At 29.3% G+C, this 1,210-nt stretch carries 1 protein-coding gene and 1 pseudogene; both read left to right on the top strand.

Translation table 11 applies throughout. The features are described from left to right. A pseudogene (locus V7024_RS19630) lies at positions 1-426 on the top strand (AAA family ATPase); the annotation flags it as partial. A 557-nt stretch (positions 427-983) separates the two neighbouring features. Further along, positions 984-1,154, top strand: a complete 171-nt coding sequence (locus tag V7024_RS19625) for a hypothetical protein (RefSeq protein ID WP_335523012.1) — start codon at positions 984-986, stop codon at positions 1,152-1,154. Positions 1,155-1,210 lie beyond the last annotated feature (56 nt).

Genomic DNA, 1,210 nt, shown 5'->3' with positions numbered 1-1,210 from the left:
GTTTCTACTTTAACAAGTTTATTAATGGGGTGGAATTTAAAGTTCATAGCTTTATTTGATAATGATAATGCCGGTAAGCGTAATTTTAATAAAATAAAAAGAGATCTTCATATAGGCGAAGATTGTCTAGCATTTGTTTCTACACAAGAAAATATGGCTATAGAAGATTTATTTTCATCGGAGGACTTTCAAAAATATATTTTTGATGAATTAGATATTAAAAAAAGTAACTCGGATAATGTTAAAAATAAAGAAAAAGCTTTATTAGCAAAATTATTTAATGAAAAAGTTATGAATTCCGAAGATGAAGTGGCTTTTTCTAGTGTTACAGTGAATAACTTTGTTGATTTATTTAAAAGACTTTCATTAATTGTTGAAGATATACAATTAGTAAGTAATAAAAAAGAAGGTATGTTAGAAAATTAAATATTATTTATACGATATTGTACTTTTTAACCACTTTAAGTAAAAGTGGTTCTTTTTTTGTTTTTATAGGGGGAGATTCAGGATTTTGCGTTTTTACAAAGATAAGGATAAGAAGTCTTTTGTATATCAATGTTTCATAGTTCGTTCCAATAGAGTAAGTTTTTGGAATTGGAGTATTTATCAATTGGAGGGAACGTGTAACTTTAGGAGATAATTTGCGTAGTTTTTAAATGCTAAATTGCATATGGATAAAAAGAGAAGTCTGCAAAATCGCAGACTTCTCTTTTTGTATTATTCGTTTTCCACAATCACTAAAGGGTCTTTCGCTATCTCAATGACTTCTGTAGTAATCTTATCCAAATGATTAATTTCCATCACAATCTTATGTGTCAATTTTGGGTTTAATCTATTGGGACTTAATTGATTTTACGTCAAATAAAGCTTTCTAGTGTCTCGTATAAATTGTCTCAAAAGTCTTATTGTTGTTAAATCTTTCGTTTTTAACGCTGAAAACAGCTTAACGTTGTAAATCCGCATTTTGGGGAAGCTACCCCTGTATGAAAATGGCGAGAGGTAGAGAATTGCTTACACCGGAACAGCGACAAGCCTTTATTCAAATTCCTGAAGATGAGTGGGTGCTAGGAACCTACTACACTTGTTCAGACACCTCCTTATCGGCTCTTTATAATAATAAATTACAATATATAGTTAATATGTTATTATTTTAAATGTTATGTCTCGCAAATTATTACATAGGAGGAAAACTATGAAAAAGAAATTTATG

Source organism: Bacillus sp. JJ864 (assembly GCF_036963045.1).
Lineage (GTDB): Bacteria > Bacillota > Bacilli > Bacillales > Bacillaceae_G > Bacillus_A > Bacillus_A pseudomycoides_C.
This window is presented reverse-complemented; position numbering and strand designations above follow the sequence as displayed.

Bases quoted from the DNA above. Each gene is read 5' to 3' on its own strand.
- V7024_RS19625 (WP_335523012.1), top strand. From the start codon at position 984: ATGAAAATGGCGAGAGGTAGAGAATTGCTTACACCGGAACAGCGACAA.